The sequence below is a fragment of the Paenibacillus sp. J2TS4 genome, assembly GCF_018403245.1.
GTDB lineage: Bacteria > Bacillota > Bacilli > Paenibacillales > NBRC-103111 > Paenibacillus_L.
The window spans coordinates 353,538-371,363 of record NZ_BOSH01000002.1; the positions used below are offsets into that span (position 1 = coordinate 353,538).

A 17,826-nucleotide genomic window follows, 5' to 3' on the forward strand; every position below is an offset into this window, starting at 1 on the left:
GACACATCGGCTTCTATGGAATGAAGAGTGGATTGTCCTATAAATCGACATCGATCAGGACGAATGAAGGACGAAAGTGCTCATGGAAAATCTGAAATAACTGAGATGGAATCACAACATAGCCGAGTGATCGCCTATCAGGCATTTTACAAACAGAGGAGAGTGAAACGATTGAGCCCACTGGAAGGATGGAAGGTCGGCACTTCCTACAATGTTAAAAATACCGCCGGATTGGAGCAAATCAAGAGCGCCGGATTGAACTGCATTGAGCTGGTGCTGCACAGCAAGGACTGGATTAATCAGTTCCAAGAGCTATCCGAGCAATTTGCCGCGATTGTCCGGGAGGCGGACCGCTTGAACCTGGAGGTATGGTCTGTTCATTTGCCCTATGGTCACGATTGGGACGTCTCGTGCCCGGATCCTGGTAAAAGAGAGGGTATAATAGCCAATCTGTATAAATTGCTGCAGCTGGCGGAGAGCTGGGGGGTAGGAAGGGCAGTGCTGCATCCGAGCTATGAGCCTATTGCCATCGAGGATAGGCAGGAGCGGCTCTCCATCTGCCGGGATTCGCTGCACGATTTGGCCCAGCGGGCGAGCCATCTGAAGGTTCGCATCGCAGTCGAGTGTTTGCCCAGAACCTGCCTCGGGAATACGAGCGACGAAATTCTCGAATTGATAGGGCCTGACGGTGAATTGATGGTTTGCTGCGATGTCAATCATTTACTGCAGGAAACCGCTGCAGATTTCATCAGCAAAGTCGGTTCGCGGATTATTACCGTTCATATGTCGGACTATGATGGGATCGATGAGAAGCATTGGATGCCCGGGGAAGGGATCATCGATTGGCATCAAGTTGTTGCCAGCCTTGTCGAGCAAGGGTACTCTGGCCCGTTTATGTTCGAGGTCCGGAACCCTGCGCCAGAGGAGCTTAAAGCTTGCTGGGAGCGCTTGCTGGCATGAAGCCTTAATAATAGCTGGCTAATGGCAGCCCTAAATCAGAGTAAGTCTGATCTATTCTTGCCAAATTCAAGTCACCTACGGAACCCTTTTCCGCGAGGTGACTTGGTTTTTTTGCAAATCCGACCGTATAATCGTCCGGGGCCGCTATAGAAATCGGCACATCTGACTGTATGATATTTCGTACATAACGCACTCTTTCGCATCCATCTATCGCGCACTTATACCCCTATTTGACTTTGCAGGGGGCGGATACACCAACATAGATGCTTCTACAACAGTCTGAGAAACTGGACTTAGGTCCAGTTTCTAACTTGCCCGAGGTTGGAGGTAAATCTTGTCTGAACATGCTATGCTGATTTTATCTAATTCGCAGGGAAATTTGAGAAAGGAGCAAAACGATGAATTTACGAACTGTTTTTGGAGCTGTCCTGCTGCTTCTCGGGGCGTTCCTATTTTTAAACCGGGGGGAAACATTCGGAGTCGGAACGATTTTCGGATTGTTTTGGCCGAGCTTGTTCGTTATTCCGGCAGGATTGTTTTTTCACTGGATGTACTTCTCTATGACGGGGCGCAGAGGAGTAGGAATGCTGGTTCCCGGAGGGGTACTGTTGACGGCGGGGGTTGTTTGTCAAATCTCCATGCTGTTTGATAGTTGGAATTACATGTGGCCAGGGTTTATATTGGCTCCAGCGGTAGGACTATTCGAGCTATACTGGTTCGGAGGCCGCAACAAGTGGCTGTTGATACCGATTAATATATTGACAGTTCTGTCTATTTTGTTTTTCTCGGTCTTCTCCATCGGCTCCATGCTTACCCATCTGTCCATCGGATGGCCCATCATTCCAGTGGCGATGATCCTTGTGGGCGCATTCATGCTGGTCGCGAAGAAAAGGGAGAGCTAAAGCCTTCTGTCAGCTCTGCCTGACGACAGGAATCAGATCATTGAAGAAACAGATTTACAGCCTGAGCTAATTTTAGTTTCGGGCTGTTTTTAGTTATCGATTCTTGCCCGAATCAGTTGCTACAATGGACAGTATTTTAGGGGTTATCAAATAGGAGGGAATTCTTGACGACGGATGCTATAAATAATTAATATAGTTAATAATTAATGCGATTAATAATGTGGAACGGAGCAATAACTACAATTTATGGTAATAAGTAGGACGATTATAGGAACTACCCGACTAGGGGCAGATAGAGAAGAGGGACGGCCATAGCGGATGCCGTCCCTTAAATCACTGCAGGCATAAGTGATGACTCCCTAAATAAAATTACGGAAAAGGATGAGGATGCGGGTTAAGCTGCTCAAGCGATAGGGGCTGCTTCACATACCCTAGCTGTGCCGGAATTTTCAGAACCCTGTCCAGACCGTTCAAGCGAGTCAGATGGTGACCGAACGACATCGGGAGCATTCCTGGTATCAGCACTTTGACGCAATACAAGCCATTGCGCATCGTTTCCGGTGACGACTGATTGACGACAATCACATCGAGATTTAAATTAAGGAAAACCTGTAGCAAATCCTTCAATTCGTCGGTCAGATCCGGATGCTGTACCCTCGCATGGAATTCCTCATTAAAGGTTCGCAATGGACGCTGCTCATCCAGCAAAAATTGTAGCCGCTCCTCCGCTTCCGGCAAACAGTAAAGAAGGGAATGATCCTCCATCTGCTGCACGAGGGACGAGTCGTGAAGCATCGATACATATTCGTCCCGATGCGCCTCGAATTTCTCCTGAAGCGGTCTCATCATTCCGGACAATTCATGGATGGCGCTTTTGGCAGCCCTTATCGGATCAAGATGCGCCCCGGCGGCACAGAGGAGGTTGGGTCCGCGGGATCCCCGATTTTTGGCCAATGCCCAAATGCTCGGCACCCGATTCTCCATAGTCATGTTAAACAGATAAACATCATAACCAGCGACATTGTGCAACCAGTCAATCATTAATAGCAGCTCCTGGTCGTCAGCCGAACGAGGATCGAGGCGAGGAACGGGTAGCTGCGCGTACCAGGTGATCAGGAAAGAATCACGTTCCACGACTTCCAAAATACCGTATAAAATCGCTTCCTCCATACTTCCGCCAATAGCGCTCCCGTTAGAGGTTTCCTGGACAAACCCTCCGCCGTAATCCGTGCTATAATAAGCTAGCCGTTCAGGAACAAGAATCGGACGCTCCTGCAGGAATGAATACCCCCAAACCCAGTCGAGCGGACGGTCGGGATCAAACGGTTCAAATGGAAAATCGGGTTCGGCATATTGCTCCTCCGTATACACTCCTACTTGGATGGGATGGAGGGCCTGGTCTTGCAGATTGCGAAAGCTGTCCTTAATCACCGTTCGTTTACCGCGAGGAGTCAGTCCGCAGTTTCGTTCCAGGCCTTCCATAATGGCGGTTAGCTCGCTTTCTATAAAGGAATTGGAGCGTCCTCCCGTGACTTCGTCTCCTGTCGAGAACGAAGGCAAGTTAACAGTCACATTCGCAAAGGGAGAAGCCAACTCATGCATTCTGGCATTGAAAAGCCCGGTCCGGACGTCCAAATAATCCATGACCAGAACTTTTTGGAACTCATCGAGCGAACGACAACGGTAATGGCCCTTGCTTATTTTAGGACTTGGCTTAAGCTCAATCTGCGCCTCCGCCGCAGAGTCATCGGGCAGCCGGCCGCAAATGGAGCAGAATGGGTCCGGAAGGAAGAAGTGAAGGGAGCTTTGCAATGTCTTCAAATCTATTAGATACATCCGTTCCTCCGCACGAGTACGACTGCCTCGCAGCTCCCGGTAAGCTTCTGCGACGATCAACTGAGCCACTTGCCCAAGGGCTGTTCTGGAAGGTCTGGGATCCGGGGTCACTCCATCTGATGAAAGCAGGCCGCTGAGGAGATTTTCTAACCTCTCGTCGGATTCTCTTCCCGCAAGGAAACGGCGGGTATTGGCACACTGAGGGCATCCGGCAGCCCCAGGACGTACCCATGGACCGACGATACCTTCGTCACGTGCAACATATCCGTACAGCCAAGGAATGCCCAAGGGCTGCAGCAATTCATACGCCGCAAGGCAGCAGGAGGATTGCCATTCATCCTGCAGCACCAGCACTAATTTCGAGGATGAAGGTATTTTCTTCTTTAAATCAGAATGAGAAACAACCTTAAACAACTCAGAATCCGACAGTTCTGTACGTACCATATCGGCTAATAGCCCTTCACCAACAACCGTTACTATTTTCACTGCGAACCTCCTCCCGCACATTTCCAAGTTTTTACGATACCTTTCAAGTACGAGCTCTTTTGCAATAGTATGAAACGGCCAGTCACTTACGTTTCCTTCTTATAAACTCCCTAACAAATTATGATATGAATTGGGAATTAGTTCGCAATAGAATGCCGGATGGCAAGATCAACAAATAGGGAGAGCCCATCTGCATGGAACTCCCCCTAAAGAAGGTCTAAATCCAGTTTAATTAAACCCCGTCCCCAATACTTCATTCATACTTCCGGACCGATAGCCCTTCAGATCCAGAGTAACATAGGCGTAGCCAATTTCTTTAAGTTTAGCATGCACCGTTTCCGCCACTGCTAACACCTCTGCCAAATCCGCTGCGGGCACCTCTATCCTCGCCAGATTGTCATGCTGTCTGACCCGCACCTGCCTGAATCCCAATTGAATAAGGAAATCTTCAGCTTGATCGATCATCGAAAGCTTCTGCGCTGTAATAGCCTCCCCATAGGGAATGCGTGAAGATAAGCAGGCAAAAGACGGCTTATCCCATGTTCGCAACCCAAATTGGCGAGATAAATGGCGAATTTCAGATTTTTTAATATGTGCTTCCAGCAGTGGTGCGCGGACGCCCTGATCATGGGCCGCTTGCAAGCCGGGACGATGCTCTCCAAGATCATCAGCAATCGCTCCAAACACCACATGGTCATATCCGCGTTCCTTGGCGATAGGGATTAAGTGATCGAATAACGAATTTTTGCAGAAATAACAGCGGTTCGTCGGATTTTCGGCATAACCTGGAATAGCCAATTCACTGGTATGAATAATGAGATGCGGTGCATTCATTTCTTTAGCCAGCTCAATCGCTTCATTTTTCTCCCGTTCCGGATACGTTTCCGAATCTGCCGTTATGGCCAGTACGCATTCCGGTCCCAGAAATTCCAGCGCCGCCTTTAATAAAAAGGAGCTGTCCACACCACCGGAAAAAGCAACGACGATCTTCTTCATATCTTTCAAAATCTCACCGAGTCGAGCATATTTTTCGTCCATGCCTTGCATGAGATTCCCCTCCAATTAATCGGAAATAATGGAATAATAGAATAAAATTGACGTGTATACATGTATACGCGTATACTTGGAAGTAACAATATCATACCATATGGCGGTGAATATGAAAATGCGTTCCATCCCGTCCGTCTCTAATACACGAAACTTAGGCGAACAGGTATACGACAAGCTTCGAGATTCCATTATTACTTTGGAGCTTCTGCCAGGACAAACCGTTCAGGAAAACGAGTTGGGCGAATCGTTGGGTATTAGCCGTACGCCGATAAGGGATGCCTTCCACCTTCTTATTGCAGAAAAGCTGATTGACGTGCTTCCCCAACGTACCAAGAAAGTGGCATGCATATCCGCAACGAAGGTACTGGAAAGCAGTATGGTGCGCCTGAGTCTGGAAAGCAGCGCGTTCAAAACAGTGGCCAAACATTGGGGGGATACCCCGCTCTATATGAAAGCCGAGAAACAAATATTGCGCATTCTGCAGGAACAGCGAGAGGCTGCCGAGCTTCAGGATACCCGACAATTTTTGCAGCTGGATGAAGATTTTCACCGGCAAATCCTGCAATTAGCCGGCAATGAGACACTGTTGGAAGTTGTATACCATATGCGAGGCCACCTTAATCGTTTTCGCTTTTTGGCGATGAAAGAGCTGGTGTTGACCGACAAGCTGGTCAAGGAACACGATGAGCTTTTTGAATGTCTCAAGAAACGGGACGAAATCGGAATTGTGCAGCTGCTCGAGCTTCATCTCGGAAAGCTGGAAAGCGAGATTCCCCCTTTGCGTGAAAAGTTCCCTCAATATTTTCAGGACTGAAGCCCGTGCATACCAACGATTCTAATGAAAAGGAGAATGACTAATGGCTTGGTTTTATGAACAATCCGACGAAATTACACGAGAGCGCATGGAGAAGCTCGTTATTCAGAGCGCGGAGCAGTGCTTGCAGCGTATACATCCGAATCCCCGAAAGGTTCTCTTGCTGCCCCCCGATATAACCAGGGCACACTCGGGCGCAGGCTGGATAACCAATCTGCTGTATCATTTTTTTGCTCCTTCGGCTGAAGTGTATTTGATGCCGACCCTGGGCCAGCACGTTCCGCATACGCCTGAGCAGAATCAATGGATGTTCGGGGATATACCGGAGGAGCGCATCCTGGTTCATGACTGGATTAATGACTGCAAAACGCTCGGAACCATTCCCGCATCCTATGTTAAGGCTATCTCAGATGGGGCCGCCGATTGGGACATCCCGATAAGCATCAACCGCCTTGTGCTTGAAGGGGAGTGGGACATTATCCTGAATATTGGGCATGTGGTCCCTCATGAAGTGTTGGGTTTTGCCAACCACAACAAAAATTATTTTATCGGATTAGGCGGCAAAGATACGATTTGCGCTTCGCATATCGCTGCAGCCTGCTATGGTATTGAAAACAATCTCGGCAGTCTGGTCACACCGCTCCGGCATTGCTTCAACAAAGCGGAGTCCGAATTTCTATCCCATTTGCCTGATGCCTATATCCAGGTAGTGATGAAATACAATGATGGGGGCCAACTGGTACATAGCGGATTTTATTGCGGAGATGATCTCGATACCTATCTTCTTGCGGCCAAACAATCTCGCAGAGAGAACATTACGATCGTACCCCCGTTAAAAAAAGTCGTTGCCGTTATGCAAGGCGACGAATTTTTCAGTACATGGGTGGCGAACAAGGCCGTGTATCGAACTCGCAAAGCGATGGCCGATGGCGGAGAATTGATTATTGTAGGGCCCGGTTTATCACGATTCGGCGAGCAGGACTCGGTAGACCGAATTATTCGTAAATACGGTTACTCCGGTACGGAAAGCATCATTAAGCAATGGAAGGAAAATGAGGATTTGCAAGACTTGACACATGCTACGGCCCACTTGATTCACGGTTCTTCCGAAGGCCGCTTTTCCATCACCTATGCTCCCAAATATTTAACCCAAGCGGATATTGAATCGGTCCATTATAACTACCTGGATTATGAAGAAGCATTGGAGCTGTATCCGCCAGATCAATTGAAGAACGGCTTTAACCGCCTGGAAAATGGAGAGGAGATCTACTTCATTAGCACTCCCTCCGCCGGCCTTTGGACCACTCAAGAGAAATTAAATCAATAGCCTGCTGTTGATTCAGCTTGGCCTGGTTTTGGGGGCCGACCTTGGCAGGCGGTCGGCTATTGCAGTACATTTTTTAATACCTTTTGGAGGGCACAGCACAGAATAAAACTGTCGGTTATTGCAGCAAGTCTGCCCCTAGCATTTTCTAGCTTGCCTTATCTATCCAGCGTCTGGCCTATCTTCCCCATACGCGATGATTCTTGCGGTACCTTTTATGCTGATCTGGAAGAAGAGAGAATGGAAAATATGTGTGATTATACTTTAAATGGAACATCCAGTATTGCCGATAAAGCAGTCTAAAACTTGAAATCGTTTTAGACTGCTTTCTTATTTTGGTAAGGGAAAGGTTGCTTGGCTTAGCGGGTCTATAATGGAAATTCACATTCCGTTGGTTGTTTCTGCTTCGCAAACGTCGATCCGTCCTTATAAAAATGGTATACGTTGCAAACATCCGATTTGTCCGATTGCGAACTTTAGGCCAGCGGTGAACCTTGCCAGATGTGTCTGGGCGCCATTTACTGGGCGAATTTGCGCCAAAGATATTACGCCAGTTTTTTTATTTTTACCAATGCGGGTGGTCGTGCCGTTGTCGCTGGGGACTGCCTTACAATACTAAAACGTTTACTCTAAACATCCGTTAACGGGATTAAAACTACGACGTGAACGACAGGTGCAACAGTTCGGTTAATTCAAGCATTGTTTGTCGAGCGGTAGCCTGAATTTATGGGAAAATCAGGAGGATTCAGCACGTTTTTCAGTTCTGTTTTTTATTTCCGTATAATTTCCTGTTGCATTTCTATAACATCATGTTAAAATAAGACTTAAGAAAACGTTTTCTTAAAAATAAGATTAAAGAAGTGTGTGATATGTCATTAACCATTAAAGATATTGCCAAGATCGCAGACGTATCAATTGCTACCGTTTCGCGAGTGATCAACAACAAGGCGGAAGGCATCAGCGAAGAAACACGTCAGCGTGTTCTGCAAATTGTCAAAGAGCATAATTATACGCCGAACCGGATTGCGCGCAGCATGATTACGAAAAATACGAGGACAATCGGACTGATCATTCCTGATATCCGCAACCCGTTTTTTACCGAACTGGTACGCGGGGTGGAAGATGTGGCGAATCGTTTCCAGTACACCGTGTTTCTTTGCAATGGAGATAAAGAAGTGCACAAAACGATTGAATATTTGAATTTGATGAAAGAGAACAGCGCCGACGGTGTTTTGCTTACCGTATCCGACCAGATTATGGGCAAGCCGTTCCAGCAAGCGGTGGAACAATTGGACATGCCTGTGGTGCTGATCGACCGCGGTCATCAAAGCCTGAAATTCAGCGGCGTGTATATCGACAACGTCAAGGCTGGGTATAAAGCCGTCAATTATCTCATCTCTTTATCGCATACGGAAATTGGCTGTATTGCCGGACCGAAGGAGATTAAAAACTCTCACGATCGTTTGCAAGGCTATTTGGAAGCGCTTAAAACCGCCGGCATTCCGGTGAATCCGGAGTATATCGTGCATAGCAATTTTGAGATGGAGGAGGGGTATCAGGCTGCCAAACAGTTGTTGACCCGCCATCAGGTAACCGCTATCTTCGCACTGAACGATCTGATTGCTTTTGGCGTCTATCAAGCCGCAGAGGAACTCGGTTTGCGCATTCCGGACGACCTGTCGGTTGTCGGCTTCGACGATCTTGAGTATAACCGGCTGCTCAGTCCAAAACTGACTACCATTCGCCAGCCTATCTATGAAATCGGCGAAACGGCAGCGGAAATATTGTTGAAACAAATTCAGGGAAGGAGGCGTGCCCGTGTAGAAACATATATGGAAATCGAGTTGGTCGTAAGAGGAAGTACGGCGCGCTTTCAAAAGTAAAAATGTTGTAAACATACAAGGAGGAATGTACGATGCAAACTGTGAAAAGAGGTTTGAAATACGATTTTACGCTTATTGCCATTCTTTTAATTCCCATCGGTGTAGCCATAAATTTCGTAGGAGCGCAAATCGTCAACGTGTTAAAACTTCCAGTCTACCTGGATACGATTGGTACTGCGCTTACAGCGATGATCGCCGGTCCGTGGGTAGGCATGATTACGGGCGCCTGTACCAATTTTGTCAAAGCGATCATCAATCCTGTCAGTTTGGCGTTCACCCCCGTACAAATGGCAGTTGGTCTTGTTGTCGGTCTGCTGTCGATATACGGTATGTTCAACAAGTTTTGGAAAGTAATTATTGCCAGTGTTTTGGTTGCGCTTACAACGAGCATTGTCGCCTCTCCGATACAAGTCATGGTATTCGGGGGCGCAACGGGCAACTCATCCGACGCTCTTGTCGCTACGTTCCTCGCATCGGGCCAAAAAATCTGGACTGCCGTATTTTCGACCAAAATTATTAACGAAAGTATCGATAAAATTTTGTGCTTGCTCATCGCCTACTTTACAGTTATAAAAATGTCGCCCCGATACTTGTCAAAGTTGAATTACGGCGCATCATTTATCCGAAAGAAGAAATAAATCTCATCCATCGTTTACCTAGTGAAAGGAGAGTGGAGCTATGGCTGCAACACAATCGAACGCCATCCAGAGCTTGTATCCCTCTACCAAATTTTACTTTGTCCTGTTTTGTATGGTCTCTGTGTTTATTATACCGAATTATTGGTATGCCTATGCGATCTTGCCGCTTTGCATGGTGCTTTCTTACTTTGCCGGCTGCTTCAAACAATTTTCAAATCTATCATTAAAAGCGCTTTCCCTTATTGTCGTGTTCATCTTTATTTTGCAAAGTTTCTTTTATCCGGGGACCGATGTTGTGTGGAGCTTCGGGATATTTGCTATTAAGCGCGAAGGGATTTTGTTCAGTCTCGCTTTAACATCTAAGATCGTTGCAATCGGCTCCGCATTCATTCTGTTTTTTCGTACGACGAATGTGAAGGACATGACTTATGCGCTGGAGCGGCTCGGCATTCCACCAAAAGTGACATTCATTTTGCTGGCTACATTGCAGATTATTCCTGAGATGAAAAAGCTGACGTATGTCATTATGGATGCCCAACGTACGCGGGGCGTAGAAACCGAAGGCAAATTAAGCGTGAGGATCAAAGCTTTTTTGCCCACGATCAGTCCGTTGATCCTTGGCTCGATCGCCAATACGGAAGAACGCGTACTGACCCTTGAGTCCAGAGCATTTACGGCGAACGTAAAAAAAACGAGCTTATACACTGTTCATAAGACGAACGCCGATCGGATCATTGCGGCTATCCTGGCGCTGCTGCTTATTATCATCATTGCGGGGAGGGTTGTACTATGAGCATAATTTCGCTAAACAATGTCTCCTACCAGTACCCGACAAGTCAGAGCCCTGTATTGCAAGATATTACGCTCGACTTTGAGGCTGGCAAGTTTTATGCGTTGATCGGTGCGAACGGTAGCGGAAAAACATCGCTGTGCAACGTCATTCGCGGATTTATTCCTCATTTTTACAAAGGAGATTTGCAAGGGGATGTGATCGTATGCGGCAAAGATATTCGCCAGTGGCAGATGGGAGAACTCGCTCCGAAAATCGGCTATGTTTTTCAGAATCCATTCACGCAAATAAGTGGAGTTAAAGAAGCGGTATTCGACGAAATTGCGTTTGGATTGGAGAACCTGGGGGTGGAGACCGGTGAAATTCGGAACAGAGTGGATAGCGTCTTGACCCAACTTGGCATCGAAGCGCTGCGCGATAAAAATCCGTTCGAGCTGTCCGGAGGGCAGAAGCAAAGAGTAGCGCTCGCGTCTATTATCGTAATGGAGCCGGATATTCTCGTCATTGACGAACCGACTTCGCAGCTTGATCCGGAAGGGACGGAAGAAGTGTTTGCCATCATCGAACTGATGAAGCGAAGCGGGAAGACGATTATTCTGGTCGAGCATAAAATTGAACTCATCGCCAGTTACGCAGATCATGTCGTACTGCTGCATGACGGCAAAGTCGCCTTGAGCGGCGAAACGGAGCAAGTATTAACTGACGAGGCGGTGCTGTCTTATCATACCGCACTTCCGCAATATGCGCTCTTCGGAATGGAAATGAAGCGACAGCAAATGGATTTGGGGACGATCCCGCTTACCGAAGCGCAGGCGATTGCCGCCGTGCAATCATGGCTTAGAGCGAAGGAGGGAGGGGCATGAGCTTTCTGACTTTATCGGATGTATCCTACCAATACCCAAGCGGGCACCTGGCCGTAGATCGGGTGAACATGTCTTTTGCCAAAGGCGAATCGGTAGCCATTATCGGCCAGAACGGAGCGGGCAAAACGACGACAGTGAAAATGATGAATGGGTTGTTAAAACCGACAGACGGCAATGTGATCATCGACGGATGGAATACGCGTGAGTACACGACAGCGCAATTATCGCGCAAGGTCGGTTATGTGTTTCAAAATCCGGATGAACAGATTTTTCATAATGACGTCTACAGCGAAATTGAATTTGGACCGAAAAATTTAGGTCTGTCCGAGGAGCAAATCAAGGAAAATGTCATGCGATCGGCAGAGCTGACCGGCGTGGTTCCATTTCTTGAAGAAAACCCGTACAACTTGCCCTACTCGATGCGTAAATTCGTTACGATTGCTTCGGTGCTTGCGATGGACTCCAGCGTCGTTATTTGGGACGAGCCGACAGCAGGACAGGATTTGCCGGCGATGAAGCGATTGAGCGATCTGATCCGCATCCTCGTACAAGAGGGCAAAACGGTAATTACGATTACGCACGATATGGAATTTGTCGTCAACAACTTCAATCGTACCATCGTTATGGCGAATCGCCAAGTGCTGGCCGACGGGGATAAACGGGATATTTTCTGGGATCACGATATTTTGCGGCAGGCGAAGCTGAAACAGCCGCATATTAGCCGGCTATGCCATTCGCTGAATCTGGATGGAAAAATATTGACGTTGCAGGAGTTAACCCGGCATTTGTGGCAAGCTGACACAGTTACGGCCACCAACGGTAAATAGCAGCAAGTAAAAAAATAAACGGATGGAGATCGCGGGGTGAAACGTCTTGAACAACATTTTAGTGGTCGGGAGCTTGAATATTGATTTTGTTATGAATGTGCCGTGTTTGCCAAAGCCGGGAGAAACGTTGTTAAGCACCAAATTCTGTAAGCATCCGGGCGGAAAAGGAGCCAATCAGGCCGTGGCGGCTGCCAAACTGGGCGCCGAAGTGCGGATGATCGGTAAAGTCGGCGCAGACGAATATGGTGACATCCTGCTCGAAAGTTTACGTCTTGCCGGGGTTTCAACAGATGGAGTGGCGCAAGAAGGCGTCACCGGGATGGCTTGTATTACAGTGGGCGAGAATGCAGAAAATCACATTGTCATCGTTCCCGGGGCCAATGCCACATTGGACAAGCGGGATATCGACCGCATATCCGGAATGATACAGGCAAGCGACTGGATTGTGATGCAACTGGAAGTGCCGCTAGAAGTTGTCGGCTACTGTTTAGAAAAAGCGGCAATGTATGAAAAGCCTGTTATATTGAACCCGGCGCCTGCTCTTATACTGCCTCCGGCGATGCTCAAACATGTGCACACTTTGATTCCTAACGAGACGGAACTGCAAACGTTGACCGGTATGCCGACCGAAAGCGACGAGGAAGTGGAACGGGCGGCGCGCCATATGCAAACTCGCGGAGTGCGGCGAATTGTCGTCACCCGCGGGGCGAAAGGCGCTTATTTGTTGAACGAGCATACTCAATATTTTGTTTCCGCGTATCCGGTTGATGCGGTGGACACGACAGCGGCGGGGGATTCGTTCGTAGCGGGCTTCGCGGTTGCAAAAGGCAGGGGATTATCCGATTTGGAGGCGCTTGAGTATGCCAATAAAGTGGCGGCCATTACGGTAACTCGGGAAGGTGCGCAACCTTCTCTGCCGACTAAAGATGAAGTGGACCGGATTCTAAATAGGCGAGGTGAATAATATGAAGCAAGAAATGAAACGCATTCTGATGGATGTAGATACCGGAGTTGACGATGCGCTGGCGATTTTGTATGCGGTACGGTTGCCGGGATTGCGCATCGAAGGCATTACTTGCGGCTTTGGCAATGTCGACGCGAGGCAGGCTACCGTCAATACGTTGAACGTATTGAAGCTTGCGGAGCCGGATTATGATATCCCTGTCGCCACGGGAGCGGATGTTCCGCTATTTCGCCCGCGACGGGAATTCTCATCCGTCATTCACGGCAGCAATGGACTGGGAGGATACGAATTGCCTCCGAGCGACCATCAGCCGCTGCCGGAACATGCGGCAGACTTTATCGTCCGTAGCGTGAATGAAAATCCCGGCCAACTGACGCTTGTTTTTACCGGACGGCTGACGAACTTGGCCATCGCGCTGGCAAAAGACCCGACGATCGCGCGAAAAACGAAGCTAGTGCTGATGGGGGGCGCTTTGAACGTTCCAGGAAATATTACGCCGGTGGCAGAAGCGAATATTCACGGCGATCCGGAAGCGGCCGCCCGCGTGTTTGAATCCGGCATACCGATTACGATGGTCGGACTTGATGCGACGTCGCAGGCCAAATTCGGAGAACGCCATTTGGAACGGCTATTGGAAAAACTGTCGCCGCAGCAAACAGAGTTGCGGCAATTTCTCGCCCATCTGTTCTCGTTCAGTTTTGAGGCGAGCGCCGGATTGAATGAAGGTAAATTTCGGCTGCTTCATGACCCGCTGGCTGTCGGAGTCGTCTACGATCCCGGCTTTGTTACAATGGAGTCTTACTATATTTATATAGAAACGAAAGGCAGTCTGTCGTCGGGGGCGACATTGGCCGATCTTCGATATCCCCAGTCCAGAACGAACGCCAATGTTTGCATGGCTGTAGAAGACGAACGCTTTATCAGTCATTTTATCGATACGATTGCTTCCCGTTCTGATGATGGAGGTGACAGTTAATGCAACGTGTTATACTGGATGTTGATACCGGAATTGACGATGCTTTGGCGATTTCGTATGCCGTCCGTAGTTCCGAGCTCGATGTGGTAGGCATCACGACATGCTTCGGCAATGTTCCTGTAGAGCACGCCACTTGCAATACAAATTATGTTCTGGAGAAATTGGGAGCGGACATTCCGGTGGCCAAAGGTGCGGAGCAACCGTTGTTTCGTCCAATGGTGAAAGGGTATTCCACGCATTTTCACGGCGATAACGGGTTAGCGAATCTCGACATTCCCGCAATGACGAGCCGTATCTTGCCGCTGTCCGCCGCCCGTTTCATTGTCGAGCAAGTGAAGGCTCATCCGCATGACATTGTGCTCGTCTGCGCCGGATCGCTGACCAATCTGGCGCTGGCGATTATGCAGGAGCCGGACATCGCCCGGCTGTTTAAACGAATCGTCGTCATGGGCGGCGCCATATCGGTTCCGGGCAACAATCAAATGCATGCGGAGGCGAATATTTATGCCGATCCGGAAGCTGCCGATTACGTTTTTTGTTCGGGAGCGCCGATCACGCTCGTCGGGCTCGATGTCACGATGAAAACTGCATTAAACTTGCAGGAGGTCGAAGGATGGCGTGCCAAAAACACCGATCTGGGACAGTTTCTAGCCAACATCACAAAGTACTATATCGGAAGTTACCGCAAATTTTATGGTGATCGCGACCATTGCGCCCTGCATGATCCGCTCGCAGTCGCGGTAGCGATTGATCCAGACTTGGTGACACGGCAACCTATGTACGTACGGGTTGATCTGGAAGGCATTTATTCTTATGGCCGAACGATTGCCGATTTGCGAAAGCGCAACGCCAATCAGCCGAATGTCGAAGTATGCATAGATGTGGATGCGGACCGCTTCAAAACCCATTTTATGAAAACGGTTTGTTAAAGGACGAGCATGTCTCTTATTTCGTTACCCGCCAGGTTACGAATTTCGTAATGACGACATACATGACGGGAGAAAACCCAGGCAAGATCAACAAATTGCACGTCAACTCAGCAGTCCAGCCGACGAGAAAAGTATCCCGCAGCGCTGCGGTAGCGTACGTCGGTCGAAATATATACGAGCTCCATTGAAAAATGATAGGAAACTGGTTGATCTCGACCATAACCGGGGTAAGAAAAGTGACGACATCATTAATGTAAACGGAAATATCAAAGCCATCAGGAGTTCGGCGATGACTAATGAAAAGAACGAGCGCAATTGCTACGACCGAAAATCATGATTGTCGCTTATGGAGAATAACCTTGTTGGGTGCAAGAACCGGAGATCAGCACGATCGCCCAGCCGATTTACCAGCTTGGCGCGACAGCGACGAATCGTCTGATTGACCTGATCAACAATACGCAAATGTCGCTCCTCGACACTTTCATTCATTTAGGAAGTCCAATCTTTGAATTACTCGCTGCGAGCTCTGCCCGGACAAAGCACAGCATAAAATAATATAAGCACCTGTAAGCATCAGGAGGAAGCTGCATTTTCTTCAAGGATTATGTCGCTTCCTTTTTTTCAACTTCAGACCGCAGTACTTATATCGATCCAATGGTTTATTCATCTGGGAACAATCCGAAAGATCCTTTTTCTCGCCATAGGCTATTCAATCTTTTTTGCCAATTGCCTACAGTATAGTTTAAACATAGGGGTTATTGATTGTGTTGAGAGGCAGGCATCGCCGAATATTAAAAACAAACCTTGATTCAAGGAGGAAACGATGGCAATCTATCTTGTTAGACACGGTAAGGATGAGGATGGATATCGGGGAGGATGGAGTGACAGAGGACTGATTGACGAAGGAATACGACAGTCAGAAAAACTGGCACAATATCTTTGGGACAATAGAAGCTTATACAAGATTAAAAGCTTGAACTGCCCATCATCAGTTCGGAGAATTGGCGGGAAACTAACAATGGTGTACTGGCTGGAATGCCGAATGAAATAGCGGATGAAAAATATCCCGGTCTGTACTTCTCCAGTTTACGAATCGATGAAAAGTACCCGGGTGGCGAAAGTCCGATTGAAAATTTTACGCGAATAAAAGAAACATTCAATAAGCTGTGTATCGACCAAATAAACCAAAATCATAACGAGAACGTATTAGTAGTCACTCATGGCGGAGTTATCAATATTATTTATCATATTGTAAAAGGAATAGAGTGGACGAACAAGAACAAGTTTAATCCGGCCTTGAACACCAGCATTCACAAGATTGAATATCGCGGCGGGAAATGGGAGCTTACTTTGGAAAATCTAACTCCCCATCTATAATGGGCAAAATAAAGCTTGGTGGAGCGGGGATTTATCCAAAGAGAGAAAAAGGGAATGGCCTAATATTGGTCATTCCCTATAAGCTTCAGACCTGTCTTCCATTAGCCGAAATCGGGTCCTTGACTTTAACACTCTCCGAACGGTTCGGGAGGTTGAGCCAGACAAGTCCGATAATGAAAGCCAGCGCCCCCAAAAGGATATAAACCGTAATCGGCTCTTTGAAGAACAGATAGGACCATAGGATCGTAAACAGAACCATGCTATTGCTTATAATGACGGCAATGGAGAAATCAACCCTGCGCAGTCCTTCGGCGAACCAGTAAAAGCTCAAGCCCGTGATCACTCCCAGCCCGATTAAGGCGAAAACCGCAGAGAGGCTGACACTGCCGATCATCCCCTCAGAAAGAACCGGAAGGGGAAGGGCCGTTATAATGGAGGCCCAGAAGAAGACCGACAGGTTCATATTGCCTGCATCCATGTGCTGAATCAACAGCTTCTGACTGAGGACATGCACGGCTGCGCCAACTGCAGACAATCCGAACAGTAAGGTGATCTGCAGGCTGCCCTCCTTCAGCAGGGCAAGTGGCTGTCCGTTCCAACTGATCAACAGTACCCCGATAATGCTTAAGCCGGCTGCAACCCATCCCTTCATCGTTACCTTCTCCTTGAGCCACAGAATCGAAATAATCAGCAGTACGATCGTTTGGATCGGAGGTACGAGAATATTTCCGTAAGCATAACCAAGCGAGATCGCCATATTCTCGAATAAATAATTGCAGGCTTTCCCTGCTGCACCCAGCCAAATCCACTTCATATTGGAGCGAAGCAATAGCTTGCCGTCCTTGATCAGCAGGAAAGCAGCGAGAAACACCACACCAATAGCAAAACGTGCAAAAGTGATTATCGAGGTGTCTACCATCGTATTTGCCAGCTTGACGAGAATGCCGACCAAGCTCCATGCGAGTGTTGCGAGTATAAGCAGCAGTATGCCCATCTTAATATAGATTCCCCTCGTTCAATTATGACTGTAAGTATTCAATATCCGGACAATTCCGGGTCCGGCCATTCGCGAGGCCGCGGCTGTCGGCTTGGTACAGTCCCTGCCAAGCCCACCCTATAGTGAAGAAATTATATCATGAATGGGTCCGATAATTAGAAAGTTTTTATGCAAATGAATTTTCCCTTGTTATTGGCGGCACTGGCCACT

The 17,826-nt window shown here is 48.0% G+C and carries 17 protein-coding genes; 14 read left to right on the forward strand and 3 right to left on the reverse strand.

The window, feature by feature from the left end; all coding sequences use genetic code 11:
- Positions 1-171 precede the first annotated feature (171 nt).
- A complete protein-coding gene (locus KJS69_RS05830; RefSeq protein WP_213582506.1) occupies positions 172-960 on the forward strand; it encodes a sugar phosphate isomerase/epimerase family protein in 789 nt (262 codons plus the stop codon).
- 398 nt (positions 961-1,358) lie between these two features.
- A complete protein-coding gene (locus KJS69_RS05835) occupies positions 1,359-1,862 on the forward strand; it encodes a hypothetical protein (RefSeq protein WP_213582508.1) in 504 nt (167 codons plus the stop codon).
- 369 nt (positions 1,863-2,231) lie between these two features.
- Here KJS69_RS05835 and KJS69_RS05840 read toward each other — a convergent pair whose 3' ends face one another.
- Together KJS69_RS05840 and larE are read right to left on the reverse strand one after the other, a co-directional pair.
- Entirely contained in the window at positions 2,232-4,142 is a 1,911-nt protein-coding gene (locus KJS69_RS05840) for a TOMM precursor leader peptide-binding protein (protein ID WP_249730408.1), read from the reverse strand.
- A gap of 270 nt (positions 4,143-4,412) precedes the next feature.
- Positions 4,413-5,231, reverse strand: coding sequence for an ATP-dependent sacrificial sulfur transferase LarE (gene larE, locus KJS69_RS05845; RefSeq protein ID WP_213582510.1), 819 nt, complete (start codon positions 5,229-5,231; stop codon positions 4,413-4,415).
- A 112-nt stretch (positions 5,232-5,343) separates the two neighbouring features.
- Here larE and KJS69_RS05850 point away from each other — a divergent pair, with 112 nt between their 5' ends.
- The 12 genes from KJS69_RS05850 (at position 5,344) to KJS69_RS29915 (ending at position 16,619) form a co-directional block, all read left to right on the forward strand.
- The gene (locus tag KJS69_RS05850; RefSeq protein WP_249730386.1) at positions 5,344-6,048 is read left to right on the forward strand and encodes a GntR family transcriptional regulator; all 705 of its coding nucleotides are present in this window, start codon (positions 5,344-5,346) and stop codon (positions 6,046-6,048) included.
- A gap of 43 nt (positions 6,049-6,091) precedes the next feature.
- Positions 6,092-7,375, forward strand: coding sequence for a nickel-dependent putative hexonate epimerase (locus KJS69_RS05855; RefSeq protein WP_213582512.1), 1,284 nt, complete (start codon positions 6,092-6,094; stop codon positions 7,373-7,375).
- 866 nt (positions 7,376-8,241) lie between these two features.
- Positions 8,242-9,255 carry a LacI family DNA-binding transcriptional regulator gene (locus tag KJS69_RS05860; protein WP_213582514.1) on the forward strand — a complete coding sequence of 338 codons (1,014 nt, stop codon included), beginning with the start codon at positions 8,242-8,244 and terminating at the stop codon, positions 9,253-9,255.
- A 32-nt stretch (positions 9,256-9,287) separates the two neighbouring features.
- Complete coding sequence (locus KJS69_RS05865; RefSeq protein WP_213582522.1) at positions 9,288-9,893, forward strand: ECF transporter S component; 606 nt, start codon at positions 9,288-9,290, stop codon at positions 9,891-9,893.
- A 40-nt stretch (positions 9,894-9,933) separates the two neighbouring features.
- Complete coding sequence (locus KJS69_RS05870) at positions 9,934-10,686, forward strand: energy-coupling factor transporter transmembrane component T (RefSeq protein WP_213582524.1); 753 nt, start codon at positions 9,934-9,936, stop codon at positions 10,684-10,686.
- Complete coding sequence (locus KJS69_RS05875) at positions 10,683-11,546, forward strand: energy-coupling factor ABC transporter ATP-binding protein (protein ID WP_213582526.1); 864 nt, start codon at positions 10,683-10,685, stop codon at positions 11,544-11,546. Before KJS69_RS05870 ends, KJS69_RS05875 begins: the two co-directional genes overlap by 4 nt.
- The gene (locus tag KJS69_RS05880; RefSeq protein WP_213582527.1) at positions 11,543-12,373 is read left to right on the forward strand and encodes an energy-coupling factor ABC transporter ATP-binding protein; all 831 of its coding nucleotides are present in this window, start codon (positions 11,543-11,545) and stop codon (positions 12,371-12,373) included. The genes KJS69_RS05875 and KJS69_RS05880 overlap by 4 nt, the downstream gene beginning before the upstream one ends.
- A 46-nt stretch (positions 12,374-12,419) precedes the next feature.
- Positions 12,420-13,337 (forward strand): ribokinase, encoded by a 918-nt coding sequence (rbsK, locus tag KJS69_RS05885; protein ID WP_249730387.1) that lies wholly within the window; start codon positions 12,420-12,422, stop codon positions 13,335-13,337.
- A 1-nt stretch (position 13,338) separates the two neighbouring features.
- A complete protein-coding gene (locus tag KJS69_RS05890) occupies positions 13,339-14,313 on the forward strand; it encodes a nucleoside hydrolase (RefSeq protein WP_213582529.1) in 975 nt (324 codons plus the stop codon).
- Complete coding sequence (locus KJS69_RS05895; RefSeq protein ID WP_213582531.1) at positions 14,313-15,242, forward strand: nucleoside hydrolase; 930 nt, start codon at positions 14,313-14,315, stop codon at positions 15,240-15,242. Before KJS69_RS05890 ends, KJS69_RS05895 begins: the two co-directional genes overlap by 1 nt.
- A gap of 823 nt (positions 15,243-16,065) precedes the next feature.
- Entirely contained in the window at positions 16,066-16,293 is a 228-nt protein-coding gene (locus KJS69_RS29910; RefSeq protein ID WP_283777438.1) for a phosphoglycerate mutase family protein, read from the forward strand.
- Positions 16,269-16,619, forward strand: a complete 351-nt coding sequence (locus KJS69_RS29915) for a histidine phosphatase family protein (RefSeq protein ID WP_306434397.1) — start codon at positions 16,269-16,271, stop codon at positions 16,617-16,619. The genes KJS69_RS29910 and KJS69_RS29915 overlap by 25 nt, the downstream gene beginning before the upstream one ends.
- Before the next feature lie 85 nt (positions 16,620-16,704).
- Here the strand turns inward: KJS69_RS29915 and KJS69_RS05905 are convergent, their stop codons facing one another.
- On the reverse strand, positions 16,705-17,613 hold the full coding sequence (locus KJS69_RS05905) for a DMT family transporter (RefSeq protein ID WP_213582533.1): 909 nt from the start codon (positions 17,611-17,613) through the stop codon (positions 16,705-16,707).
- Between the last annotated feature and the right edge of the window lie 213 nt (positions 17,614-17,826).